General features: G+C 56.3%; 17 protein-coding genes and 7 pseudogenes. 10 read left to right on the forward strand and 14 right to left on the reverse strand.

The genetic code is table 11. The features are described from left to right. Nucleotides 1-137 precede the first annotated feature (137 nt). From ACXYMN_RS18415 to ACXYMN_RS18425, 3 pseudogenes are all read left to right on the forward strand, one after another. Nucleotides 138-1,388, forward strand: a pseudogene (locus tag ACXYMN_RS18415) (IS256 family transposase). 353 nt (nucleotides 1,389-1,741) lie between these two features. Beyond that, nucleotides 1,742-1,822, forward strand: a pseudogene (locus ACXYMN_RS18420) (IS66-like element accessory protein TnpA); the annotation flags it as partial. A gap of 83 nt (nucleotides 1,823-1,905) precedes the next feature. Continuing rightward, nucleotides 1,906-2,747 (forward strand): annotated as a pseudogene (locus ACXYMN_RS18425) (IS3 family transposase); the annotation flags it as partial. 284 nt (nucleotides 2,748-3,031) lie between these two features. Here the strand turns inward: ACXYMN_RS18425 and ACXYMN_RS18430 are convergent. The 9 genes from ACXYMN_RS18430 to ACXYMN_RS18470 all read right to left on the reverse strand — a co-directional run bounded on the left by ACXYMN_RS18430 (nucleotide 3,032) and on the right by ACXYMN_RS18470 (nucleotide 13,676). Further along, a complete protein-coding gene (locus ACXYMN_RS18430; RefSeq protein WP_459015394.1) occupies nucleotides 3,032-4,585 on the reverse strand; it encodes an ISL3 family transposase in 1,554 nt (517 codons plus the stop codon). A 270-nt stretch (nucleotides 4,586-4,855) separates the two neighbouring features. Then, nucleotides 4,856-5,455, reverse strand: a complete 600-nt coding sequence (locus ACXYMN_RS18435; protein WP_459015396.1) for a hypothetical protein — start codon at nucleotides 5,453-5,455, stop codon at nucleotides 4,856-4,858. 125 nt (nucleotides 5,456-5,580) lie between these two features. Then, the gene (locus ACXYMN_RS18440) at nucleotides 5,581-6,954 is read right to left on the reverse strand and encodes a DUF3131 domain-containing protein (protein ID WP_459015398.1); all 1,374 of its coding nucleotides are present in this window, start codon (nucleotides 6,952-6,954) and stop codon (nucleotides 5,581-5,583) included. Further along, nucleotides 6,951-8,783 (reverse strand): glycosyltransferase family 2 protein, encoded by a 1,833-nt coding sequence (locus ACXYMN_RS18445; RefSeq protein ID WP_459015400.1) that lies wholly within the window; start codon nucleotides 8,781-8,783, stop codon nucleotides 6,951-6,953. Before ACXYMN_RS18445 ends, ACXYMN_RS18440 begins: the two co-directional genes overlap by 4 nt. Further along, nucleotides 8,780-9,919, reverse strand: a complete 1,140-nt coding sequence (locus ACXYMN_RS18450; protein ID WP_459015401.1) for an acyltransferase — start codon at nucleotides 9,917-9,919, stop codon at nucleotides 8,780-8,782. The genes ACXYMN_RS18445 and ACXYMN_RS18450 overlap by 4 nt, the downstream gene beginning before the upstream one ends. After that, the gene (locus tag ACXYMN_RS18455; protein WP_459015403.1) at nucleotides 9,916-11,655 is read right to left on the reverse strand and encodes a DUF3131 domain-containing protein; all 1,740 of its coding nucleotides are present in this window, start codon (nucleotides 11,653-11,655) and stop codon (nucleotides 9,916-9,918) included. The genes ACXYMN_RS18450 and ACXYMN_RS18455 overlap by 4 nt, the downstream gene beginning before the upstream one ends. A 47-nt stretch (nucleotides 11,656-11,702) precedes the next feature. After that, complete coding sequence (locus tag ACXYMN_RS18460; RefSeq protein ID WP_459015405.1) at nucleotides 11,703-12,113, reverse strand: ATP-binding protein; 411 nt, start codon at nucleotides 12,111-12,113, stop codon at nucleotides 11,703-11,705. Further along, nucleotides 12,110-12,454, reverse strand: coding sequence for an STAS domain-containing protein (locus ACXYMN_RS18465; RefSeq protein ID WP_459015406.1), 345 nt, complete (start codon nucleotides 12,452-12,454; stop codon nucleotides 12,110-12,112). Before ACXYMN_RS18465 ends, ACXYMN_RS18460 begins: the two co-directional genes overlap by 4 nt. Before the next feature lie 4 nt (nucleotides 12,455-12,458). Next, nucleotides 12,459-13,676, reverse strand: coding sequence for a PP2C family protein-serine/threonine phosphatase (locus ACXYMN_RS18470; protein ID WP_459015407.1), 1,218 nt, complete (start codon nucleotides 13,674-13,676; stop codon nucleotides 12,459-12,461). A 224-nt stretch (nucleotides 13,677-13,900) separates the two neighbouring features. Between ACXYMN_RS18470 and ACXYMN_RS18475 the strand changes: the two genes are divergently transcribed. Beyond that, nucleotides 13,901-14,434 (forward strand): ATP-binding cassette domain-containing protein, encoded by a 534-nt coding sequence (locus tag ACXYMN_RS18475; RefSeq protein WP_459015453.1) that lies wholly within the window; start codon nucleotides 13,901-13,903, stop codon nucleotides 14,432-14,434. Nucleotides 14,435-14,451: 17 nt separating this feature from the next. Then, nucleotides 14,452-14,919: a cyanase gene (cynS, locus tag ACXYMN_RS18480; RefSeq protein ID WP_459015409.1), complete on the forward strand. Its 468-nt coding sequence runs from the start codon at nucleotides 14,452-14,454 to the stop codon at nucleotides 14,917-14,919. 142 nt (nucleotides 14,920-15,061) lie between these two features. Here cynS and ACXYMN_RS18485 read toward each other — a convergent pair whose 3' ends face one another. Then, nucleotides 15,062-15,847 (reverse strand): acyl-homoserine-lactone synthase, encoded by a 786-nt coding sequence (locus ACXYMN_RS18485; RefSeq protein WP_459015411.1) that lies wholly within the window; start codon nucleotides 15,845-15,847, stop codon nucleotides 15,062-15,064. Nucleotides 15,848-15,985: 138 nt separating this feature from the next. Here ACXYMN_RS18485 and ACXYMN_RS18490 point away from each other — a divergent pair, with 138 nt between their 5' ends. Continuing rightward, nucleotides 15,986-17,413: a sensor histidine kinase gene (locus ACXYMN_RS18490; RefSeq protein WP_459015412.1), complete on the forward strand. Its 1,428-nt coding sequence runs from the start codon at nucleotides 15,986-15,988 to the stop codon at nucleotides 17,411-17,413. Nucleotides 17,414-17,637: 224 nt separating this feature from the next. On the opposite strand, the pseudogene ACXYMN_RS18495 reads toward ACXYMN_RS18490, so the two are convergent. Further along, nucleotides 17,638-17,928: pseudogene (locus ACXYMN_RS18495) on the reverse strand (integrase core domain-containing protein); the annotation flags it as partial. 215 nt (nucleotides 17,929-18,143) lie between these two features. Between ACXYMN_RS18495 and ACXYMN_RS18500 the strand changes: the two are divergent. From ACXYMN_RS18500 to ACXYMN_RS18510, 3 genes and pseudogenes are all read left to right on the forward strand, one after another. Further along, nucleotides 18,144-18,347: pseudogene (locus ACXYMN_RS18500) on the forward strand (IS21 family transposase); the annotation flags it as partial. A gap of 287 nt (nucleotides 18,348-18,634) precedes the next feature. Beyond that, a pseudogene (locus tag ACXYMN_RS18505) lies at nucleotides 18,635-18,880 on the forward strand (ATP-binding protein); the annotation flags it as partial. A 197-nt stretch (nucleotides 18,881-19,077) separates the two neighbouring features. Beyond that, nucleotides 19,078-20,628: a hypothetical protein gene (locus ACXYMN_RS18510; protein ID WP_459015414.1), complete on the forward strand. Its 1,551-nt coding sequence runs from the start codon at nucleotides 19,078-19,080 to the stop codon at nucleotides 20,626-20,628. Nucleotides 20,629-20,689: 61 nt separating this feature from the next. On the opposite strand, the gene ACXYMN_RS18515 is transcribed toward ACXYMN_RS18510, so the two are convergent. The 3 genes and pseudogenes from ACXYMN_RS18515 to ACXYMN_RS18525 form a co-directional block, all read right to left on the reverse strand. Then, nucleotides 20,690-22,447: an ATP-binding protein gene (locus ACXYMN_RS18515; RefSeq protein WP_459015415.1), complete on the reverse strand. Its 1,758-nt coding sequence runs from the start codon at nucleotides 22,445-22,447 to the stop codon at nucleotides 20,690-20,692. A 13-nt stretch (nucleotides 22,448-22,460) separates the two neighbouring features. Continuing rightward, nucleotides 22,461-23,003 carry a heme NO-binding domain-containing protein gene (locus tag ACXYMN_RS18520; RefSeq protein ID WP_459015417.1) on the reverse strand — a complete coding sequence of 181 codons (543 nt, stop codon included), beginning with the start codon at nucleotides 23,001-23,003 and terminating at the stop codon, nucleotides 22,461-22,463. A 293-nt stretch (nucleotides 23,004-23,296) separates the two neighbouring features. After that, nucleotides 23,297-23,485 (reverse strand): annotated as a pseudogene (locus ACXYMN_RS18525) (integrase core domain-containing protein); the annotation flags it as partial. On the opposite strand from ACXYMN_RS18525, the gene ACXYMN_RS18530 reads away from it, so the two are divergent. After that, the gene (locus ACXYMN_RS18530) at nucleotides 23,441-23,716 is read left to right on the forward strand and encodes a carboxymuconolactone decarboxylase family protein (protein ID WP_459015457.1); all 276 of its coding nucleotides are present in this window, start codon (nucleotides 23,441-23,443) and stop codon (nucleotides 23,714-23,716) included. The pseudogene ACXYMN_RS18525 and the gene ACXYMN_RS18530 overlap by 45 nt on opposite strands. The last annotated feature ends 630 nt before the right edge of the window (nucleotides 23,717-24,346 follow it).

A 24,346-nucleotide genomic window follows, 5' to 3' on the forward strand; every position in this document is an offset into this window, starting at 1 on the left:
ACTCGGCATCGGTCCATCATGACCCAGAGGGGTACGATCCATCCCCCGCTATCACGCCAATTTGCGCGATCAGCGTGATGGCTCCCATCATGCAACGGGAGCTGCCAAAATCATAAGACAAGAAAGGGATATGCCACATGTCAGAGACTACCATCACCAAGCTGCCCGATCCATCAGGATTTGGTTCCGACCCGTTCACCGACGTCCTGCGCGACGGGGCGCGCCAGTTGATCGAACAGGCGATCCACGCGGAACTGGCCGCGCTTATGAACATCTTTTCCGGGGAAAGGCTCGAGGGAGGGCGGGCGCTCCTGGTTCGCCATGGTCATCTGCCGGAGCGCGAAGTTCTGACCGGCATTGGTCCGGTGCCGGTGAAGGTGCCGCGTATTCGGGATCGGGGGGCTGGCGAGAACAAGACCACCTTCACGCCCAGCATCCTGCCGCGGTATCTGAGCAAGGAAAAAAACGGTCGAGGGCCTGCTGCCTTGGCTTTAACTCAAGGGCGTGTCCACAGGCGACTTTACCGAGGCTTTGGAGGCCCTGCTGGGCCCAAATGCCAAGAGCCTGTCTGCCAAGACTGTCACCCGGCTGAAGGCCGACTGGTGGCACGACTATAAGGCTTGGCAGAAACGCGACCTCGGCACGCGGCGGTTCCTCTATATCTGGGCCGATGGCGTCTACTTCAAGCCTCGGATGGCTGAGGAAAAACAATGCGTTCTGGTGATCGTCGGGGCGGACGAATACGGTTGGAAGGAGCTGCTGGCCATGACCGACGGCTTCCGCGAAAGCACGCAAAGCTGGCGCGAGGTGCTGCTCGATCTCAAGCTCCGTGGCCTGAGGCAGGACCCAAGCTGGCCGTCGGTGACGGTGCCCTGGGGTTCTGGACCGCGCTGCGCGAGGTATTCGCCACGACGCGGGAACAGCGCTGGTGGGTCCACAAGACGATGAACGTGCTGAACGCGATGCCACAATCCATCCAAGCCAAGGCGAAGGGGCATCTGCACGACATCTGGCAGGCCGAGACAAAGGCCAAGGCGAACACCGCCTTCGACTTCTTCTTCGAAACCTACGGCGTGAAATGGGACAAGGCGGTTGCAAAGCTGATCAAAGACCGGGAAGCGCTGCTGACCTTCTACGACTAACCGGCGGAACACTGGAAACACATCCGGACGTCAAATCCGATCGAGAGCACCTTCGCCACCGTCCGGCACCGGCCGAAACGCACCAAGGGCTGCCTCAGCCGCAAGACCGGTCTGGCCATGGCGTTCAAGCTGATGATGTCGGCGCAGAGGTAATGGCAAAAGCTCGACGGCCAGAACCGCCTGCCCGAGATCATTGAAGGGGTTGAGTTCCGCGACGGGCTCCGCCACGTTCAAGCCGCCGCCTGATCAAGCGTCACCAACTTTTGCGCATATCTCGGAAGCGCCATCATAGTGGCAATCGCTCTCAGATCTGGTCTCGGCAGTGTGAACCAAATCTTCGACGTATCCGTTGAAGACGGCGCGCGCCCTGGCTGTGAGCCCGTAGCGCTCAATGTACTCGAGGAGGGCCTCTTCAAGCCGTTTTTCTCGATTACAGTCCATAGCGTCCCTCCAATTTTCTGCATTAGTGAACCCGAATATGGTTAATATTGGGTTAACAAAAGGGCGGATCAGCCGCTGGTATAGTGACCTGGCCCCACTTTCGACCGGACATTCAGGCATAACCATGGAGGCTTAGGGATAGCCCTAAGCACGTGCTTATGTCTGACTATGAGATCATCACCGATGGCGGTCGCAGGCGTCGCTGGTCGTCATCTGAGAAGCTTCGCATCGTTGAGGAGAAGTGGTTCCGGAAATCTGAACAGCCGGGACAAGTGGATTTTCCGCGCAACAGCAGCATGATGCTGCGAGCGAGGAGAAGACCATGGCAAGACGACCGCGCCGGAACCACAGCCCGGCATTCATTGCGAAAGTGGCTTTAGCCGCGATCAAGGGCGAGAGGACTCTGATTGAGCTGGCGCAGGATTTCGACGTCCACCCGAACCAGATCAAGCAGTGGCGTGATCAGCTACTTGAGGGCGCGACCGGGGTCTTCGGCGACGGCCTGAAGACGGTTCCGGAACCGATGATCGACGTGAAGACCCTGCATGCCAAGATCGGGGAGCGGACGCTGGAGAACGATTTTTTGTCCGGCGCGCTCGGCAAGGCGGGTCTGCTGCCGAGCGCAAGCTAATGATCGACCGCACAGCGAAGCCAAGTTTCGACCATCAGGCCAAGGTGCTGGGGATTAGCCGGGGCAGCCTCTACTACAATCCGCGCCCGGTGTCAGACGCTGATCTGAAGCTGATGCACCGGATCGACAGGCTGCACATGGAGTTCCCGTTTGCGGGCAGCCGGATGCTGCGGGGGCTGCTGGTCCAGGAAGGCTTCAAGGTTGGGCGGTTGCACATCGCCACGCTGATGAAGCGCCGGGGCATCGAGGCGCTCTATCGCAAGCCAAACACGTCGAAACCGGCACCGGGGCACAAGATCTACCCTTATCTGCTGCTCAAGCTGGCCGTGACCCGGCCAAACCAAGTTTGGGCAATGGACATCACCTACATTCCAATGGCCCGGGGCTTCATCTACTTGGCCGCCGTTCTGGACTGGTTCACCCGCCGGGTGCGGTCCTGGCGTGTGTCGATCAAGCTGGAGGCAGACTTCTGCATTGAGGCCCTCGAGGAGGCGCTGGCTCGGCACGGCCAACCGGAGATACTCAATACGGATAGTCATACGATTGGTGCCAGTTCTCGGGTGGTTTGACTCAAACACCGATCGACCGTTCGCTGGGTTGGTGCCGCATGGCTTCCCGGTTGGTTTGACCCAAACAGCGACCGACCAGACACGTGTCTTTCCCTGGACCTGTCAATCACCCGGAAACGCACTGCGGCGAGCTTGTCTCAAAGGTGCGCCGTGACCCGGTCAAAAAGAGCCGCCTGACCGGTCTACCCCGAGGGGCGCACTCCAATAGAGGGTCAAGATTGGGGTCCGACTCAATTTCTGTGGTGCCATCATGCCGAATGTTGGAGGCGTGCGAGGAGGAGGTCGATACCGGCGGCACCATACATCTGCCGTTTCAGCATCTTCAGCCTGTTGATCTGGCCTTCAGTCTGGCCGTTGGACCAAGGCTCGCGAAGCGCCGCCGCAACCGCGTCGAGATCGGCAGAGAGCCCGCGCGAAAAGGCCGCCAGCCCAGACGCCTTCGCCTGATCCAACCAGTCAGCCAGCCCGTCCTCCTCGCTGTTGCGGACCATGGAGGTGAAGGCATCGAGGAGCCGACGGTCCTGCGCCAGTTGCGGCAGAGCGTGCTCGACCTGCGTGACGAATATGCTGTCCGCCTTCGAGAGCTGGTGCCGACCAGAGGCCATCATGCGGGCAATCTTGCGGCTCGGAGGACATTTGCCTGAGCCGTGGGGGATGGCGGCCTCGGCGCGGCGTTGACGCGTGGCCCATTCACCGACGACACGGAGACTTCCTTGGAAGCCGTTCGACCGCAGTCGGCGCCAGAGTTCAGCGCCATTGCGACATCCGTCCAGCCAATGCTTCTCCAACAGCGGGAACCAGGGAGTAAGGCTGCTTTGTCGCAGCCGGAAGACGTCTTCTCGTTCGTCACGGAGGACGCGCCGGACAAGACCCCGGCTCAGACCAGTGATCCGCACGATCCGCTTGATGGGCACACCTTCGGACCCCATGCGCTGGATCATCACGTTGGTTTGCTGGCGCCGCTGAAAACCTTCGAATTGCAGGCGCTCCGCCGCAGTCAGAATGCCGGGGTCCAGCTCGGCGCTGCAGGCCGTTCTTCTTATGGTGGGCATTGCGCGACGGACGGCGGCCAAAAACGCATCGCTCGCGTTCTGCAAGAGATGCCAACGGTCGGCAACCTGGGTCGCATCAGGGAGCGCTTCGGAGATTGCCTGCCTGTATCCGCCGTTTCGGTCACGAGCGACGACTTCGATCTGCGGATGCTGACGCAGCCAGGCAGCGACCGTCGCAGGCTCGCGATCCGGCAGCAGGTCGATAACGGCACGCCGCTCGAGATCGCAGATCAGCGTTCCATAGCGCTGTCCCTTGCGCCAGGCCCAGTCGTCGATCCCGATGACGCGCGGTTCACAGCCCATGGTCCGCACACCTGACGCAGCCCCACGGAGGAAGGTATCCTTGCTCAAGCCGAACCGCAGTCGCCGCCCAAGTGCCTGGGCTGGCCGACCGCCCATCGCACGGCCGAGGTAGGCGACGAGGTCCTGAAATCGCCCGGTCCGACGACCATGACGGCACGCAAGGCACTCCGGGACTTTCTCGCTGAAAGTTTTCGTGGCGCAGTGCGCCTCAACACAACGGAACCGCTGCACTGACAAGCGCACCTGCACGGAACGACCATGCGCTGGAAAATCCTTGAGGTGCCGGACATAACGTCCATGCCGACGGGAAGACCGCTGCCCGCAACCCGGACAGATCACCTCGGCATCAATGACCTCTGCGTCAATCGCAAGGATCGCGCCATCTGCGCTGTATCCAGTTGCGCGAAGCCCTTCAGGCAACAGCCTGGTGTCGAAACGTCCTGTCATGGCGCTCATCCCTTCAGATTATACGCCAAATGTAGGGGCTATGCCGCAAAACATCACACGATGTGCGTCAGAGCCAAGATTGCGTGCCGATTGACACCCATAGGTTTGGGGAGGATTACCCGATCAAGACGCGCGGCTCATTTCGCTACCGTCCGCTTGCGCCGAAAAGCATCGTACCAATGGACCAAGGGCTGACGATACACTAACCCTCAAAACAGACACCCGACGGTGGCCCGTCAGTTCTAAAACGCGCAACTCTGGCATTGTCGGTTAGTCTGTTGTCCGACACAAGAAAGCATTCAGAGCGGCAACCGCCGCTTCGAGCTCGAGATCCTCGGCGCTCTCCCCCAACACCTGAACAAGGGCTTGTCTGGTATTCCGGCCGGGCAGCCCGTCGATGGGGCCGGGATCGACATCCGCCTCGACCAGCAAGAGTTGCAGCGTGGTGCCTGGATCTTCATCTGGAACAGCCGCCAACCCGCATGCGGCGGAAGTGGGCTCTGGGTCGGTTGTTTCTGCAACCGGCTCCCCTGGTTTCGGGGTCACGTCCCATCCCTCTGTCGCGGGAGCGACAAGGGCTGGTCCGGGAGCAGTGATGGCAGGCGTCTTGAGGTTGTCCGGTGCAACGAAACACTGCCCCATCAAGTTAGCAACCAGAAAAGCAGCCTCGGGTGGGGAACCCTCGGCGGTTTCAGTACATGTTCTGGCTTCAAGGTCGCACAGAACAGTAATTGACCAGTCGGGCTCGGCACCGCCGTTCTCAAGGGTTGCCTCGCCATTGGCATAGAGGAAGTAGCGATCGCCGTTGATCCGACCTTCCTGCCATAGGCCTGGGAAACGCGGCGAAGGAACATCGGCATAACGGGTCAACACGTCCGTAGCCCCGGGAAATGGCTGGTCAAAAGTTGGGCCCACACAGGGCGCGGCGAAAGCCGGTCCGGCCAGAAGCGGATGGACCAAAACACAGACAGTCCAAGGATGCAGGCCCGACCGCATCACAGATCCGCCCGGGCCAAGGGTCCGTGTACGCGGAACGCAAGTGCAGCCAGAACGACGGCGTTTGTATTGGTGGTGAAGGACCCATTGATCGATCCGTCAGCCTCATACAACCCTTCGGGCCAGCCACGCTCTGTGTCCCCCAACGGAGCCAAGGCATCAACCAGCTCGCGGGTGTACTCTGTGCCGAAAAGCGAATCCCAGGCAAAAGCTGTTTTGACCGTGACGGTGCGTTTGCTGTCCAATCGATCCCCTTGGAAGGTCATGACGGCCCAAGGTGCACCGCCGCCCCAGATCGTCGAATAGATGAAGTAAGGCGCCTCATCGAGGTGCGACTCGCTCACCGCGGTCAACTGGCCGGTCTCGCGCCAACGTGCTTCTTGGGCCCTGTAAATCGCGGTGGCAAAACGATGTGAACGTGCATCAAAGCCAAACTCCAGCCCGTCAAATAGATAGGGCTCCGATACAGTGAATGCTGGCGTGACGTTGCGGTGTAAACGATCATCCACCGGAATTGGCTGGTCTTCGACTTCTTTGACCATCAGATGCGCTTCGGCGTCGTAGGCGTGCACCATGTCGAAACCGTAGAGCATCATGGCCTTAGCGGCATACTGACCATAGCCGATACGGCCTTCCTGGTCGCGGCGCAAACCGTCTTCGCCGATGTTGCCGCCGATGAGCTGACCGTCATCGACCATCTGATCGAGGTCCCAATGATTCATGACCGCGGCAACCTTTGGCGCAAGACCCGGGTAGTTGTTCTCGGCATGGCTCATTGCGCCGACCATGCGTGCGATGTCCAACGCAGACCAACCAAGGCCACGCTCGACCGGTTTGTTGGTGTAATCCACCAGTTCGCCGGATTGAACGTTGTAGGCTTTGTTCGGCAGAATGTCGTCGAATAGCCTTATGGTTGCCAAGGTTTCCAGCGCACGGTCGAGGCGCACTGTGGCCTCATCGGCATCAATCAACCCCAACAAGTCAGCAGAAATAACAGCGACAAAATAGGATCCCGTTTCCCACATGGTGGTCGAGGGGTATTTGTCAGCGGAGTTGACAAGGCCCGTGTCAGGATTGGTGTTGTTCTCGAAATAGGTCCAAGCGATGCGGGCATGGGCCAGATCCTCGGGGCGGCTTGCGCCGGTGATGGAAAGGGCCAGCGGCTCGACATCGCCGAAAGCATCAATGGGAGCAGGCAAATCCAGTGGCACCGAGAATTCCGAAGGTTGCGCACGCGGTACGGGCGGCGCGGCAGAGGGGGGATCCGAAGGCATGTTCTGTTCCAGCGAAATGACAAGCGCCAGACCACATCCCAGCGCCAACAAAAAGACGATATGGCTGCGCGCGTTTATCAAGTTCTCTCGAAAGCTCATGCAGCTTGATCCTCATCAGATTCAGGTGGTCGCCACATCGCGGCCGCTATTATCCCACCCATAGCGAAACAGTTGTTCAGCCCCCAAAGCACGTTTGCCACCACGCCGCTGGCGGAGTGACTGGTGTTGCCCAGCCAGAGCGCTCCGCCCCCCCAGATAGCACCGGCCAGAGTAAGGACCACTACCGCGATCTGGGGCCGTACGAGACCCAGGAAATTGCCCGATTGGCGGACCTTGGGCGTCACCTTGAACGATATCTTTTGACCTCGCGCTACGGTCAGTATGCTCTTGAGACCCAGCGGGAAGAACGCCAAGTAACTGGCCTTTGCCGCGTATCCGGCGATACCCCAAGTTCCCAACATGATGGCAAGTTCAAGTGTCACGAGGAAGGGGACCAGATGAAGAAAGAATTCCGTCGAGTAGGCGGAAACAGGCGATATGCCGGTAAACAGGTAAACCACTGGTGAGAAGAGAAAGATGACGTTCCACAACGGTGCAAGGTAGGAATAAAATGTCGTGCCGTACATAAGCCGCTGACCAAGGGTCAGACCTCTCCGGAAAATCGGGTTGTCGTTGATTAGAATATCAAGGCTGCCTCCCGCGTATTTAAAGCGCTGGACCGTCCATGTCACCAAATCCTGCGGCGAAAGCATCTTACTTTCGACAATAGGGTGCATCTTGGACTTCCATCCTCGTTCCCTGTCTGAATGAAGGACGATAGACGTATAGATGTCCTCGGAGACGTGAAACCGATATGGGGTCAGCACCTCGTCAGCAGCGGCTTCGGTCTTGATCGCCTCTATGAGTTCGGGGGCAATGTCGCGTTCCTTTGAGGAGACGGTCACGACCTCTTCGACGGCCCAGGTGCGTTCTTCAACCTTCTTGCCGAAGCTGCGCAAGGCCGCCTCCATCACCGCCTCGCGCCGGTGGATCGAGCCGGCACCGCAGCAGAACGAGGCGTTCACCCAGTTCCGCCGACGCTGGATGATGTCGTAGAACATCTTGGGGTCGTTCACGAAAGGATCGTCGCCGCAAATGACGGGCCCGATCACCTTTTCGATCCCTCGGCCAAGCAGTCGCCCAGGTGCGCCGATGTAATTGGCCAGCCGGGCGGGCAAGCGCTCGCCCTCAGGTAGGTCATAGAACCATTGAGGCGTCTGGACCCAGGCCATTTTCGGATCGCGAAAATATCCCAGCGTGTGTTCCAGCAACGTCGGAAAGGGCCGCGTGTCCGCGTCACAGATCACGAGGAAGTCGCCATGCGTCACTTCCATGGCATTGCGCAGGTTGCCGGCTTTGAACCCCTCGTTGCTGGTGCGGGAGATGTAGTTCACCCTTTCAGATTCGGTGACCGCGCGCATTTCGTGGCGGCAGCCGTCGTCAAGGATGTGAATACGTACGTCGATGGGATGCGGATAGGTCATCCGCTTGGCGTCCTGAATGCCCAAGCGCACCAATTCGGGATCCTCGTTGTAGGTGGCGAACATCACGTCGATGACAATCTGTCGGCCACCTTCTGGGTGATTCGGATCGACGTCACGCAGCAGCGCGGGTGGTTCTTCGAGCTTGACCGGTTCGTCTTTCCACAGGTTGAAGGCGAACAGCAGCATGCCGAAATAGGCGCAGGTTTCTGCGAGGGCCAGCGGAATTGCGAACCACATCGCGTCAGGATTCAGGGAATGCGCCCAACGCCACCAGATGTACCAGCCGCCGGCCACGAGAGCGACAGTGACAGTAAACTGCCACAGCGCTTCTCGCCATGGGTTGTAGTGCAGCGGAGGCGGCGGGGTGCGATACTCGAATTTGAGGAAATATTGGTCGTCGATCATGCGCGTGCCTTCGCCTTGCGCGCTTCCCACGGGGGCGGACCCAGCCCGACGGTCCATGCCAGCAAGCCGATCTTCGAGAGGCTCAGTGCGACGAGGAACGACCCCGGTAGCGCGAACGCATAGCGCAGGATTACGATGGCCGTGGGCGACATGCTGTCAGACAGGCCAGAGGTGAACAGCGCAACGTCATAGAGATCGATCACTGCCGGGTGCACGAGGTAGACCCCGAAAGTGTATTTGGCCAATTTCGACCAGCGCGACGACCAATCCAGGTATTGGCCGCCGAGGAAGATCAGGAAGATACAGATCGGCATCAGAAAGTGGCCGTAGAAATCCCATCCACTGCGTATGCCCCAATTTCCTGTCTCGTAGGCTACCGCGAAGAAGGGGGTCGTAGCAACATAAGCCAGTGCTGCAAAGTAGAGCCCGCCCCGCCGAATAAGACGGCTTTCGCCGCGCGGGATGCCGTGTTTCCACAGGCCGTAGAGGGCGAAGGCCGCCAGCCCGTATCCGACATAGCCAAAGATTTTCAGCGCTCGGATGATGTAATCCCTGACGTCGGGCTCCAGGCCAATCCCCCAGACCCAAACCTGAGTGTTGTTCATGATGCCCAGAGTCAGGAATAGTGTGAGCCCAAGGATCGGGTAACGTGTCGCGCCGCGCATCAATGGGTAGAACAGGAACAGAGCAAATAGGGTCGGCAGGAAGTGCATGTGATACTGGACTTTGCCCAGCAGGAAGTAGCCGAACCAACTCTGGACCTCAGTAACTTGGCCCCAAATGTAATCAGTGTAGTCGAACGCCTCTGCCTTCAGCAGACGGAAGAAGGAATAGAATACCACCCAGAACGCAAAGGGGATCAGCAGGCGCTTGGCCTGCGTTCCGATGGCCGAGCCGTAGCTTGGCAATTTGCGGTCTACCCTCATCGCCATTAGGAACAGCGAGAAGAAGAAGAACATCTCCGACCCGGAAAACTCTCCGATGGAGCGGAGGAAAAGTGGTATCAACCTCTCTGATGGCTCGGCGTAAGCGAAGGGTTTGCCGCCGAAGTCAGTGGTGGAATGAATGAGCACGACCCCCATCGCGGCGAACACGCGATTGGCGTCGAACCAGACAAGACGAGGTTTCCCGCTCACGGATTGGTTGCCGAAGCTGGGGCAACGCAGGACTTCGGCAGCACGCGATGAGGTTTCGGTGCCGGAAGGTTATGCTTTACTGTACTGCAGTTGGTCGCGGCGGTCTCGCCCGCAGTTGGCACGGGGCGGCAATAGAGGAATTCGTCCAGCGGGATCACCGGCGGAATGTCCACGCCTTCGCAGTTACAGCAGTTCACGACCTCTTCCATCAGGCGAGGATGACATTTGTTGTCGCGCAGATCGGTCCCGGCAAACGACGTGTTCCAGAACTGCGTGTTTGTCGATACCTGTTGCAGGATCGGTCCCTGTACCTTGTAAAGAAGCGCGGCCATAATGATGCCGTTGTTGTTGGCGGTCTGCAGCGGGATGAAGCCGTTTCCGTTCTCGTATAGGCCCTCATAGAACCCGAGATCGGGTTCATACAGGTCAGCCACGCTTTCGAACAAGAGGTCGGTGTAGTCCGTATCCCAAAGAGCCCACATACCGATGGCAGCTTTGGCGGCGATGGCTGCGCGGTCGGGCTGATATTCGCCCGTCGGATCCAACGTATTCCACGCATAACCGTTGGCAAAAATCGAGTCGTAGACAAAATATGGCTTGCCATTCACTTGGTGTTCGGATCGCGCAGTGACGATACCGGTCTGTTCGTAGCGGCGCTGCTGCACAAGGTAGATACGGTTGGCAAATTCAGCACGCCAGCCATGCGAGGCAGTCAGACCATCATTGCTGCGATCAGTGGGCATGTCCCACCCAAGCTCCAGCCCGTCCAACAGGTAACCTTCTGTCAGAACATAGTTCTGATTCTTGAATACGCGCGGGTCGCGCCCATCGTAGGGGATCTTGACGTCGTAGATCATCTTATAGGACAGAGGTTCGGGCGACATGGCGCGGGGCACTTCGAACCCCCAGAGCGCAAAGCCCTTGGCGGCGTATTCCTCATAGCCAAGACGCCCTTCTTGCACATAGCGGGTGTTGCCGTCCCCCTGCGTGAATGAGCCGAACAACCGACCGTCTTCGTTCACCAAGTTACAAAAGCTCCAGCGAAGCGGAACATTGTCGACGCTGTTAGCAAGATGTGGGTGGCGTTCCTTGAGAATTCGCAGCCAGACAAGCATCCGACCAATGTCCAGCGCGGACATGCCGACTTCGCCCGCCTCGTTTGCATAGTTCACTTTGGCACCGGTCTTTGTATTGTATACCTTGTTCGGTGCTTCGCCGCGGTAAAGATCCAGATTGCGCAGCGTGTTGATCAATTTAGTTGCCCGAGTATCGAATTCTTGCTTGTCGATTACGCAGAGCTCAAAAGCAGCAATCAGTGCGCTGATGTAAGACGCCGTATCCCACAAAGTGGTCGATGGAAATGACCCCACGGCGTTCACAAGACCGGTCTCTGACTGATAACGCTTTTCGAAGTAGGACCACGCAACGCGCGCCATCTGGTTTTCGCGTTCAGTCAAGGGGCCGCTGCGTCCGAAATGAGCGCTGGACATCTTTATCGGTCCGCGAATGCATTCCGAATCAGCGCGGGCGCTATCGAAATCGATGATCAGCGGAGATTCGGAAGTGATCGTGACGCTGTTGTACCTCGCACCGTCGACTGTCACGTTGTCGATCGTCACGGATCGCGGCGAAGCGGGCTTGGTTTCATCTTGCGCCTGCGTTTCGGTGGATGCGATCAGAGAAAGACAAACCGTTGCTCCAGCTGCAATTTTTTTTGTCAAGGCTTTTAACTTCATTTTCGTACTCCGATCACAATGGGCGGATAATCGATACGGATCATCGCTCATCCTTGCAAACGAAAGCCAAGGATAAGTCTGTTTCTCTTTGCGACCGCGCCATACTCTACGCGATCTGCACATTCCATGATCAGCCCCAATCCCCGACCGGACTCGGCCATGGGGTCAACTTGCAACAAGGCGCTCGCTTGTTCGCGGGGATCGAAAGCAGGCGCGCCCTTCGGGTCGAACAACTCGACTACGATTTCTTTTTCGATACTTAGGGATATGTCGATCACCGCCTCCTTGTGCGGGGTCGGTGCATGAAGGACCAGATTGGTCAGAGCCTCGCTCAGACAGATGCCGAAACGGGACTGCGCAACTCCTGAAAGGCGGCCTTCCACTTGCCGACAGAGCGTGAGGACCATCGGATCCACCGCCTCGAGAGAATTGGACATACGGAAGGTGTGCAAGGTCACGACTTTTCTCTAAGGCCTTGAATAGCAGCCGCTTCGTCGATGTAAATCGTGAAGACACGGTCCATGCGGCAGATCTTGAACATCTGCTCGACGTCAGAGTTCAACCCGCACACTACCAGTTCCCCCCGGTGACCGACCTTCTTGAGTACGCCGGTCAGGGCACCAAGGCCCGATGAGTCCAGGAAAGTGGTGGCATTGAAGTCGATCACCAATTGGCTGGCGCCAGCATCGACGAGGGCCACGACTTCTTCCTTAAAGGTCTTGGCATTGATCGCCGTCAGGCGTTCCACCCCCGGTCGGACCACGGTGATTTTACTGGCGTGCGAAGTTGAATGGATCATCTTTTCAATTCCTTTTCAGTGCCACCACGGTCAGGTCGTCTTCCAGTGCCGCGCCGCCGCGCCAGTCGTTCAGTGCCTCCACGATCAGATCGGGCATGTCATCAGTGTTTGCGCCGCGGTTTTGGTGAATGGTCTGCCTGAGACGCTCAGACCCGTACGGAGATTTTTGCGGGTTTTCGGCCTCCTGCGCGGCGTCGGAGCAAATCACTAAAACCTCACCCTTTCCAAAGCTCATCGTGTTGTTTTCATAGTCGACATCAAGAAACACCCCTACCGGAAAACCTCCATCACCGACGGCTTCGGTTTTATTGTCGGACGCGATGTAAAACGGTGACGGGTAACCCGCCTGACAATAGTCCAGCCGCCCGGAATTATTGTCGAGTACGCCACAAAACATTGTGAAATAATCATCGTTCTCCGAGGCGCTGAAGCGCTTGTTGAGGTCCAAGACTAACGCCGCGGGATCCGGAGGCATGCCCTTTCTCAAAACAGTGTTGGCAAAGTAATCGCGCGTGATCAGGTGGCCGATCGCGACGGACAGCAGTGAGGCGTGGATGCCATGTCCAGAGACATCCACGGCGTAGAAACCGACCCTGCTGTCATCGAGGGCGAAACATCCAAACATGTCGCCCGAGACCACCGCCGACGGCACAAAAGCCGACGCGATCCGGGTTCCAAGAATATCCGCGTGGATGTCCGGCAGCAGTTGGCGCTGCGCATTGGCGGCGGCCTTGAGGTCTTCGATGATGCGGTCGTTGGCTTCCTTGAGAATGCGATGCTGATCGGCCAACTCTCGGGAATGGTGGATCAACCGCGATGCAGCGCGCAGACGCGCCCGCAGCGCCGCAGCGTTTCGGCCCTTGCTCAGGAAATCGTCTGCCCCAGCTTCGAGGGCTGCCTCCCGAACATCATCCTCTGCGCTGCCGGTCACCAAAATGATGTGCACGTAGTTGGCAAGGTTGAGCCGACGCACCTGTCTGGTCAGTTCAATGCCATCTACGATAGGCATGCGGTAGTCGCTAATAACGATTTGAGCGCCGGTCTTTCTGATCAGGTCAAGCGCTTCTTGCCCGTCTTCGGCGGGAAAGCTCTTGTAGCCAAGATTCTCGATTACTCTTGTCAGGTAAGTTCGCTGGATCAGGTCGTCTTCGGCGACTATGATTCCAAGAGGCGGAGGCATATTTTGTGAACTCTTGCCATGTCGTATTTCTGTCGCGCGCATCTTCTCACAATGAGGCAGAAAATATTTTTCAACAACCGCTTGGGACTTCGCGTTTAGGGTTGTGAGGCAAAGCAGGCACATTTTTCGAATTGTCCTATTGGACGAAATTTCGATTTTGGAAAGAACAGTCTGATCTTGCCCCCGATTCAGCGGACACTCAGGTGCTCTGCCCCCTGAAAACTGGACCGTTCGAAGCTGGAGTTTTCGGTTACTCTTTCCTGGCTATGGTCGGGCTTGAGGGGGACGTGATCTACCGCAAACCCAGCCAACTGTCAGGTGGCATGCGCCAGCCTGTGTCCATCGCGTGGGCATTTGCCAATCACCCCAAACTGCTGCTTCTTAATGAACCCTTCGGTGCGATTGATGCGCTGACGCGGGGCACCATTCAGGACGAGCTTTTGAAAATCTGGGGCCAGATGGATCAAACTGTTTTCATGATCACCCACGGTATCGACGAAGCAATCCTGCTGGCCGACCGCATCCTTCTATTGACCAACGGGCCGCAGGTCCGCGTCGCGGAAAGCGTCAAGATCACAATCCCGCGACCGCGCAACCGGACCGAAATCGTCGAACATCCAAACTATTACGCGATCCGCAACCACCTCGTCCAATTCCTTGGCAAACGGTCCAAAGAATTGGCAGGCCAGCTCACGCAAGACGGTCAGACCAACAGACACGAAACCGTGCGGATCGACAAAACCGAAACCCCCGACGATCCAGAAGACACACGACCCGCCTTGCATGCGGTGAACAGCTAAGCCCGGAGGAGACCAACATGACAGACCTCGCTATGACTGAACTGGTGATCAAAGAAGACGTAACCGCAATGATCCTCTCGGCCAAGAAACAGGCCGGACTGACATGGGAACAAATCGCTGAAAAGATCGACATGTCCCCTGTCTGGACCCATTCAGCCGCCATGGGCATGAACGCGTTTCCTGCCGACAAAGCCAAACTGATGGTCAGCGTCATGGGCCTGCCCCAAGAGGCCGAAAGCGTGCTGGTCGAAAGCTCCACCAAGATCTGGGAACAGGCCGTGCCAACCGACCCATGCATGTATCGATTCTACGAAGTCGTAGGGGTCTACGGGCCAACGCTCAAGGCGCTTATTCAGGAAAAGTTCGGCGACGGCATCATGTCTGCGATCGATTTCAACATGTCCGTGACCCGTGAGGAAAATCCCAAAGGCGACCGGGTCGAGATCGAGATGTCGGGCAAATACCTTGACTACAACAGCTGGTAAGCCCAACTTGAGTTGCCGCATGCGGCAACTCAGGTGCCAGACCAAGCAATCGGATTTCTAAGCGCGATTACCCGAAAGTTGCCAACTTTCTATACACCCAGCCAGAGGGATATAGGGTGAATTCATTGTGCGGTTGCAATCCTTAGTTAATGTACGTTTGTTGATCTGATTGCATTGCTAATTGCGAAACGTGCATAACTGCTGCTTGTATCTTGTCGCCATCGATGACTATCTTTGGACCGAGAGGCAGAGCGCTAAGTCCTATCCGCGCCATCCATCTCCGAAAAACGGCTGGAACTATTCCAATGACGTGAGATGCACCATGTTGGACGGCGACTATTGCCATTTCGGTCATCAAATGGGCCTGAACGAGACTTCGTCGTTCGGCCGGAACATCTGCTGCCACAAACAGTCGTGTAGCTTCCCAAATATGATCCGCCACGGGAGCGCGCTCATACAGTATATTTGAAGGTATATCTTCGAGCAGGCCACGCTGAGCATCCCGCAACATGTAACTGTAGCACCCACATCTTGCTTTCGTGGGCATCAGACGTATTCCCGCAAGTACCTCCCCGAAATCATGGATAACCACCGAAATGCTTTGTGGGGTGTCGTACTGATCGAACTCCATTCCATCGACGTCAGAAAGTCCCCATCCTTTTTGATCGATGAAGATTCTTTTTCTCGCTTTTAGGAGCTCCTGGTAGAGATCGCCGTACCGAGAATTAGTGTGGATTGAGAGCTCGGCGGTACGCAAGCGATTCGGATAGATTCGAGATAAAGTTTTATCCAGTGCGCCGATTTTTGTGCACTGGCGTCGTTTCGCGCATAGATCATTTCCCAGCTTGTCCGACGAATCATCCGACGGCACCAAATCCGGAAATTCCTCCCGTTGAAACGCCGACGAGATCGAATCGTGTATCCCCATGCTACCCATCCCTATCCTTTTGGAACACTGTTTCCAAAAAGCTTTCTATTGTTTCCTTGAAGTTGCCATCTTCCCCCCAAGGTTTCACCATGTTAGTTTTGTACAGCTTAAGGTTGTGACATTTTTGCAGGTCTTAGCATGATGGAAGTCCCAGGCCTGAACAAGGCCTTCTCGAACTTGGCTTCATCCATTGAAGTCGACAGCGCAGACCTCTGGTCTGTGCGACGCCGTCTCAGGGAATATGCGAAGATTGGCCGGCAGCTTTTCCTTCAGAGGGTCATAATCTACTCGATGGCGATCACGCTGGCGGGAGCATATTACAATTGGCGTGTTGCAATTATTTTCTACTTTGTGGTCGCTTTGGTTGAGCTGTATGACAGCAGGGTCTTCCTTTCAATCTTGAGTACACGCACCTGGTCATTAATGCACGTGCGAGGTGCGATGATCCGTATCTACATTGGAACAATTTTGAGTTCCTTGGCGATCTCCGGGTTCTCGATCTCCTTAGCCGTACTACAAGGTCCATTAGATGGACACTTCTTGTCTCACTTCTTACTGTTCTCTGCTGCTGTCTTTGCATGTATCAATAATCGACACTTTGTTGGTGTGCTTGTTGCACGGCTCATCCTCTACGGTCTGACGATTTTATTCATTCCGATACGAGATATTTTTTTGATTAAACCTCCGGTCTCATCAGAAATTTGGCTTCATTTCTTCACCGTGATCTTCGTTTTGGGGTTCATATTCGAATGTGGACGTAGCTTCATTGTTGGCTATAATCAGTATTTGGTGAGCCGCCAAGAACTCGAGGTCGAACACGAGCGGACAAAAGCGGCCTATGTCGCAAAGTCTCGTTTCCTGTCGACAGTCAGCCACGAGCTGCGTACGCCACTAACGTCAATCAAGGGCTCTCTCGATATCATCAATTCCGGCATACTTGGTGAGCCTTCCGAAAAGTTGAAGAAACCTCTTGATGTCGCCGCTCGCAACAGCCATCGACTTGCTGATTTGGTTGATGACTTGCTCCTTCTTCAAAAAGGTGAAGCTGGGGAGATCGAGTATATTTTTGAGGTGCACGACTTTGGTGCTGCTGCACTTGAGGCAGTTGAGCGATTTCGACCATTTGCTGAACGCCAGGGTATTTCATTGGTATCAAGCGTCCAGATCGGTGAACGCTGGGCACGCTTTGACACCAAACGCGTCGACCAAGTTATCACAAACATGCTCTCAAACGCTGTGAAGTTTTCCAAGATTGAAGGCGTGGTCACTGTATCAATGAGCAGTGATGGTCAAAATGTTCGCCTATCAATCAAGGATGAAGGACATGGCATTCCTGAGGAAGCTCGCGAGAAGGTCTTCGAAGAATTCCAACAGATTGATTCGTCTTCTACACGTGCTCATGAGGGCACTGGCTTGGGTTTGACAATATCGAGGCAAATCATGCAGGCCCATAATGGCCTAATTGATTTTAAAAGTCAGATGGGTGTGGGCACAATCTTTTTCATCGAGCTCCGCGAAGAAGATGAGCCAATCACAATGGTAACCGCTGACGAGAGAGTAGCGTGATTTAGGGATTTTTGCACAAATCCCCTGTTGTCCGAGGCTCGCTTTCCCCGAACAGATTCATCCCACGCGCTCTGAGACAGGTATGCCAAGCGCTGTGTAGCCGTTCATGACGATGATGCGGGCTTTTACCTGCCACGGAATTTACATCCAGCCGCGACCAGAGCCCAGTGGTGGTGCAGTGCTCCCCAATCTTGGACGCCAGAAGCTGAATTTTTCCGGCTGTTTCACGACGACGGGCTGGTTGCACCATCGGGAAAATGCATGGCGATCGGGACGTTGTATCCGATCGCGCTATGGGGTCGATGCTCTTCGTAGTGTCTGCGCCAATCTTCCCGCTTTTCGCGGGAATCGGCAAGGCTCATGAACCAGTGCGCGTTAAGACGCTCCGCCTGGAGCTCGCTTTTGAATGCCTCGATAAAGCCGTTGTCCGTGGACTTACCCGGTCGCGAGACGTCCAGGGTAACGTCGTTGGAATAGGCCCAGAGGTCGAGGTCCCGGGAGACGAACTCGCTGCCGTAGCACGTCGGGAAGAAGCGCTTTTGATAGGTTTTGGCCACGCGGCCAGCCCCCAAATTGCGCAGCGGGTGGCCATGACCGGGTCTCCGGTCTCAACAGTGTGTTGGATGTCACTGAGAACTGACCCAGCAGCAGTCGAAATTGTCACTGAGATTTTACCCATGTGGAACCTTGCCCCTGACGGGATTTGTCAGGGGATATTGGAGTGATTGACATGGGATTTTTGAACGTCATTCGACGTTGGGCTTTGCGGGACAAGATGCCCATCCGCGAGATTGCGCGGCGGACCGGGCTATCTCACAACACCATCAAGGAGTATCTGCGGGCGGGGATCGTTGAGCCCCAGTTTCAGACACCGGCGCGACCGAGCAAGCTGGACCCATATGCAGAGAAGCTGTCAGGCTGGTTGGTGACCGAACCGCCCCGTCAGCCTGCACATCTACCCCAAACGCCTGGTGATCGTGGCCGAAGGGCACGTGGTCTGCGAGCATCAGCGCACCATTGAACGGTCACACCGGCAACCTGGCCGCGTAATCTATGACTGGTGCCACTACCTCGCCGTGGTCCAGCGCAAGCCCGGCGGCGACTGGATCAGCCTCTACAACAACCGCCGCCCTCATCAGGCTCTTGCCATGCGCACGCCTGCCGAGGCATGCAGATTAGCGGCTTAACCTGAGCAGATTCCGCTGGGTCGATACACCTGAGGCCATCCAGGCCATCGAGCATCACGGCAAGCCGGTGCGCTTCTTCTCGACCGTGGAATTGGTCAATGCGCTTGAGCAGGAAAAGGCACAAGGCAAAGCAGGAAAGATCGCCGAAACCTTGGTGAAGACCGAATTGGTGATCCTCGGCGAACTGGGATACCTGCCGTTCAGCGCCTCGGGCGGTGCGCTGCTGTTCCATCTTCTCAGCAAGCTCTACGAGCGCACCAGCGTAGTCATCACCACCAACTCGCGGAGTAGCTCAGGAACCCATCGGAAACATCCCGCCAGCAGAGGCCGCAGAAAACTTCTACACGGCTCTGGAAACTGAAAACATGGCTGCGTAACTTACGCCAAACAGCCTCCGGCAAACCCGGCGCGGTTCAATGAGCAGAACAACGAACGACTGAGATAATGGTAGGCAGTGCCATGTTGGAAAGGCGCCCATTGAAGATCTATCGATCATCGAGGACACGCAGGCAGTTTCTGAACAAGAGTGGCTCGAAGCTAATTAAAATTGCTACGTTCACCAGCTATTGCCTTGCTTCGCCAGCTGTCAGCGAAGAGCCCAGAAAAACACTTCTTATTCCTCCGCCAAGTTCTGCTTTTTTGAACACTGCCGAACTTGCAGCCCCCGACGCACAAGAGATCGTTCTTGACCTTCCAAGCGCGCTGCATTGGTCTCGCCATCAGCGTGGGCAACTTGGACCATGGACCTATATTCTCTTTCCCAACGGCACGGCAAAAATCCTGAGCAAGGCCGAACGCCCAAATGTCGTGGCCACACTTGCGTGTGAGGCCGGGGTCGGCTGTGAGATTAACATGAAGGATGGATCGGCTTTCATCGTCGAGGTTGGCGCGGGCGAACGCCCGCCTTTTCCGATTAACGATGATCTGGTCATAGTGGCGCGCTATCTGGCCGAGTGGATTCTCGCTGGAACGACTCCACGTGTTCCTTCTCCGCCCCCAACTGAACGCGTTTCTTCACGCGACGCAATCGTTTCGGAAAAAACGACATCGGCACCTGCGAAAGGGCCGGATCCAGTTGCCCAGGAGGGCGAAATCGACGCGAAAGAATTGGCAGTTGGTGGCGCGGTCGCCATGCTGACGGAGAGCGGTCCGCCCGAAGGGAAGGATCCGGTCTGCTCCGACCAGGAACCGCTTGGCCCGATCGCCTGCACGGAGCAGACCGGCCCGTTGCGCGCCGACAGTGTCACAGCCCTAACTTCGACGCCGAAAACGGCACCGGGCTATGCAGGCTCGCCCGATGCCGAACGATCCGAACCAGAAAGACTTGGCCCAGAGCCGGATGCGCCAAGCCAGTGGGAGCGTTTTGTAAATCGGTTCAAGGTTAACTGTTCGTTGACCAGTACTACTTCTCTTGGCCACCTGAACCCTGATCCGAACAGGCGCGGGATTGCGAAACCGCGCGCCAGCCTTGGATGCAGCGCGCGCCTGACCGAGAAACTGTCCTTCCGGGGCGCATTGGTTGGCTATGGCAACCCAAAGGACCAAGAGCCTTGGGACCCGGACTACACTTATGACTTCACCTATAAGGTGAACGAGAAAATGAGCGTTGGCTACAGCAATTATTCCGCCCGGTTCACCGACGGAGACAGTCCTGAGGCCAGCCTGTTCGGAGGCCAGTTGCGCGTTACTTATAAGCTACCTGCCCTTCATCTGCCCAATGCCAAAAAAGTCCCCTGTACCGCCAGCATAGGTCTGCCCCATGCGAATAAAGAGAGCGTCAACGTCTCTTGCAGATATGCCGCCAAAAAGAAGCTGAGCGTCAGCGGCACGACGTATTTTTATCTGCCGGGAGAACAGGACACATATCAACCGGACTTCAGTTATACCGCAAGCTATCGTTTCAACGCCGACTGGGTATTGTCCTACGATAACTACAGCAATAACCGTTGGCCGTGGAACAAAGGCGAAGCGCCCGGTCCCGGATTTACTGGCGGCAGCCTATCGCTTCGCTACAAATTTAAGTTCTGAAACAGAGCATCAGGCCTCGGACCTGTACCGGAACAAATACAGACTGTCGTCTGCCCAGTTTTCACCGCTTCAGCAGCACGTCCAATTCGTCCAGTTTCGCTTTGAATTTTGCGGCAGTCTGCGCGACCGTCTCATCATTTAAATGCGTTTCTCCGATTTCGATCTGGCGGGCCCATTCGACCATGTCGGAAAATCCGAACGCCATCGCCGCGCCCTTGAGCGAATGCGCCTGCTCAAAGGCTTTCTTGCGGTCCCCGGCTTGTTCGGCAGCCAGCAGCGCGTCGATCCGCATGCTGGATTCCTTGACGAACTTGGCGGCGAAATCGGACAGCCCTTCAAGGCCAAAGATATCCAACAGCGACTCGTGTGCATCGGGCGACATTAGGTCGACAAGCGAACGGACCTCATCGGATCTCGCCGACGCTACGATCTTTTTTTCTTGCGCAGGTGCCGACGGGGCGCGCGACTTTTCCGCAGCGTGTGGGGCCAAGGCGTTCTCGATTGCCTGTTTCAGTTTGTCGAATGGAATCGGTTTATTCAGGATCTTGTCAATACCAACTAAACCCGCTTCTTTTTCGATGGAATCCATGACATGGGCCGTCAGTGCCAAGATGGGCGGGATCTCCGCGTCTGGCCACTTATCACGGATCCGGCGGGTCGCTTCCAGCCCGTCCATTTCCGGCATGGCAACGTCCATGAGAACGAGATCATATTTCCCCGGCGCAAATTTTTCCAATGCGATTCGCCCGTTCTCGGCAAGGTCGGTCTTTATCTCCATCTGGTCGAGATACGTCAGCAGCAATTTTTGGTTGATGATATCGTCTTCGGCGATCAGCACGCGCTTGCTCGCTATATCTCCGAGAATGCGGCCGCGCTCGACCGCACCATCTTCCCTCCCCTCGGCCTCAGGCCGAGAGACGACGCGCACCGGCACTTCGAACCAGAAGATCGATCCCTCACCTTCTTTGCTGTCCACCGAAATTCTGCCACCAATGCCTTCGATGATCCTCTTGGAGATCGCCAGCCCCAACCCAGTGCCCTGAGCCACAGCGGTTAGCGGGTTGGCAATCTGGGTGAAGTCTTTGAACAGGTTTTCAATTTGGGATTCGGCAATGCCGACACCGTAGTCTTCGACCTCAACGCGCAACAAGGCTCCCTTGGGATGATCCAATGCGTTCGCGCGAACAATGATCGGCCCTTCCGTCGAAAAGCGCAGAGCATTATTGACCAAGTTGGAAATAACTTGTCGCATCCGCGTCGCGTCTCCGAGAAAGAGCTCGGGCACGCTGTCGTCGATCTTTGCAAGAATTCTTCGGTTTGCTCCATGCTCATGCGAGGCGGCCAATAACCGAATGCTCTCAATCAGCGCCCGGATATCGACGTTCTCTTCCTCGAACAGAAAAACCCCCGCCTCCATCTTGGAGAAATCGAGGACTTCGTTGACAATCCGGCTCAGTCCAACGCCAGCAGTCTTTGCATAGGTCAGCAACTCCAGTTTTTCAGCGTCTGTCTCATCCATCGATAACAGGTCGATCATTCCGAGAAGACCGCCCAGCGGAGTCCGGATTTCATGGCTCATCGTAGACAGAAAGCGGCTGCGCCCTATCGCGGCCGCCTCAGCCCGTTCAAGAGCAAGGTGCAACTCGGCCGTACGATCGAACACGGCCTGTTCCAGTGTCGCAGAATACTGAGAGAGCTTCTTGTTGGCCAAGAACAGATCGCGGCTCTTTAGCTCCAACAAGTTCTCTGCTTCTTCGCGGGCCCGAACCGCCCGTTCGTAGCGCGCGCGGGAAACACGGTCGCCGGGAGTGTTTGTCATTTTGGTTGGGCGTTCATAGATGCAATGTGATATCAAAAGTTGTCGAATTGGCCCCGGCAGGGTGCAGAACGCGTTTTATGCTCGCTTCCTGGCCAAATCGCGCCAGACAAGCCTCGATCAAGCCCTGACAGAACGCGTGCAGCGGTCGGGGGGAATAATAGACCATTTTCAATCGGTCTTCGCCTTGCCGCTCTGTTTCGAATCGGGGCAATTCGGCATCTGGATACAGTTTTTTGACTTCTACGTGGATTTCCTGATCCACAGCTTCCAGAAACGCAAAAGCGCACGATTTTTCGACAAAGAACTCCGGATAATGCTCAGCGAAGAAATCCATCATCCAGTGACCGAATTTGAGCTGTAGAGTATCGGCGCTCAGGCCCGAATGATCGCTGAAGGCCATGACAATCTTGATCAATTCTGAACAGGGATAGTTCCCCACGGTCGTGAAGGCACCACCGTTTGCGAGATCCACATTTTCGATCACCTTGTCCACGGTGTCTTCGCCAAAAGCATGCTCGGCCATCCTAATCAGCTCAACGAAGATCACTCCCTTCATGGTCGCGCCCTTTTTTTCATCATGTCCTGTTTTCTTTCAGTTTGTCGAGTGGATGTTGCAAGCTCAATACATCACTCCCTCCATAATGCAGCGTTCTGCAAGTGATCAATCAGCTACTGCGTCGTCGGATGCCCATTCTGTGGTCTGTCCCCACCGAGTGGTCCTGTATGCATGTTCGTGCATGGTCGGCCTGCTCTGCTCCCCTAAATTTGGACCGCCGGGAGCTGAAATCTCCCGGCTGCTGCGCTGCTCCCCAAGCTTGGACCGCCGAAAGCTGGAATTTTCCGGCTGCCTCACGATGACGGGCTGGCTGCGCCATCGGGATAATGCATGTCGATCGGCACGTTGTATCCGATCGCGCTGTGGGGTCGGTCCTCGTTGTAGTGTCTACGCCAATCTTCCAGCTTTTCGCGGGCGTCGGCAAGGCTCATGAACCAGTGGGCGTTCAGGCATTCCGCCCGGAGCTTCGAATTGAACGCCTCGAAGCGCTTCGGACCTTCACGCTGGCCGCTGTGCGTGACCGAGGCTATGTCGACGAAACAGCCGTCCGTACTTTCCTTGATGCAGGCTTCACCAAGCGACAGGTGCTCGAGGTGATCCTCGGTGTCTCGCAGAAGGTTATGTCGAACTACACCAATCACTTGGCCGAAACATCGGTCGATGAGCCGATGAAGGCCCTTGCTTGGGAAAAGGCGCGTAAAGACGCGGCCTGACAGGACGTCTTATCCAAGATGCGCGTGGCGCGACCACGCCTGCAGCCTGGCATCAGACAGATGCCGGGTTCCATTTTTCTTGAGAATGCTCTCCGAAGAAATTGACGGCTGCATGGATCAGGAAACCATTACAAACTCGCAAAATGAGAGCTCTGCTTTGGGTTAATTCCGTTGAACAACTCGCCATGTTGCTCGGAGTGGCCATATCACTGGGATATCATCCCGGGAAAGCGCCCATCTTGAAGCATAGTTTGCCAACCGTCCAATCACGGGAACAGTGCTCCAAGTTTCTGAGGGGATTTTCGCTTAGTAGAGTTTTTCAACGGAATAGGCTCAAAGCTGAAATCGCAGCGCGGGTTCGAAGATTGGCCATCGGACATCGACGACCTCGAGACGTGGTACTGCGGGCAGAGAATTCGGTCCTAAGCCGAGAAACTGTCTGCGACAGAACCCGAATAGTTCGTCAAAGCCGAACACGATCACAACATGGAATTATTTCAACCTCAGACACCAGAAATAATTTTAAGCAGTCCAAAAATTTCTTGAGTCGGCTCCGGGGCCCAGCCAGATCTGTACCCATCCTGCAATCTCGCCCAAATGATTTCTCGTGAGCGTCACAATCTCAACCCT

Source organism: Roseivivax sp. CAU 1753, from assembly GCF_054482575.1.

Excerpts from the sequence above, each read along its gene's own strand:
- ACXYMN_RS18430 (WP_459015394.1), bottom strand. The coding sequence starts at position 4,585 with ATGACAGGACGTTTCGACACCAGGCTGTTGCCTGAAGGGCTTCGCGCA.
- ACXYMN_RS18440 (WP_459015398.1), bottom strand. The coding sequence starts at position 6,954 with ATGAGCTTTCGAGAGAACTTGATAAACGCGCGCAGCCATATCGTCTTT.
- ACXYMN_RS18445 (WP_459015400.1), bottom strand. The coding sequence starts at position 8,783 with ATGATCGACGACCAATATTTCCTCAAATTCGAGTATCGCACCCCGCCG.
- ACXYMN_RS18455 (WP_459015403.1), bottom strand. The coding sequence starts at position 11,655 with ATGAAGTTAAAAGCCTTGACAAAAAAAATTGCAGCTGGAGCAACGGTT.
- ACXYMN_RS18465 (WP_459015406.1), bottom strand. The coding sequence starts at position 12,454 with ATGATCCATTCAACTTCGCACGCCAGTAAAATCACCGTGGTCCGACCG.
- ACXYMN_RS18470 (WP_459015407.1), bottom strand. The coding sequence starts at position 13,676 with ATGCGCGCGACAGAAATACGACATGGCAAGAGTTCACAAAATATGCCT.
- ACXYMN_RS18475 (WP_459015453.1), top strand. The coding sequence starts at position 13,901 with ATGGTCGGGCTTGAGGGGGACGTGATCTACCGCAAACCCAGCCAACTG.
- cynS (WP_459015409.1), top strand. The coding sequence starts at position 14,452 with ATGACAGACCTCGCTATGACTGAACTGGTGATCAAAGAAGACGTAACC.
- ACXYMN_RS18485 (WP_459015411.1), bottom strand. The coding sequence starts at position 15,847 with ATGGGGATACACGATTCGATCTCGTCGGCGTTTCAACGGGAGGAATTT.
- ACXYMN_RS18490 (WP_459015412.1), top strand. The coding sequence starts at position 15,986 with ATGATGGAAGTCCCAGGCCTGAACAAGGCCTTCTCGAACTTGGCTTCA.
- ACXYMN_RS18515 (WP_459015415.1), bottom strand. The coding sequence starts at position 22,447 with ATGACAAACACTCCCGGCGACCGTGTTTCCCGCGCGCGCTACGAACGG.
- ACXYMN_RS18520 (WP_459015417.1), bottom strand. The coding sequence starts at position 23,003 with ATGAAGGGAGTGATCTTCGTTGAGCTGATTAGGATGGCCGAGCATGCT.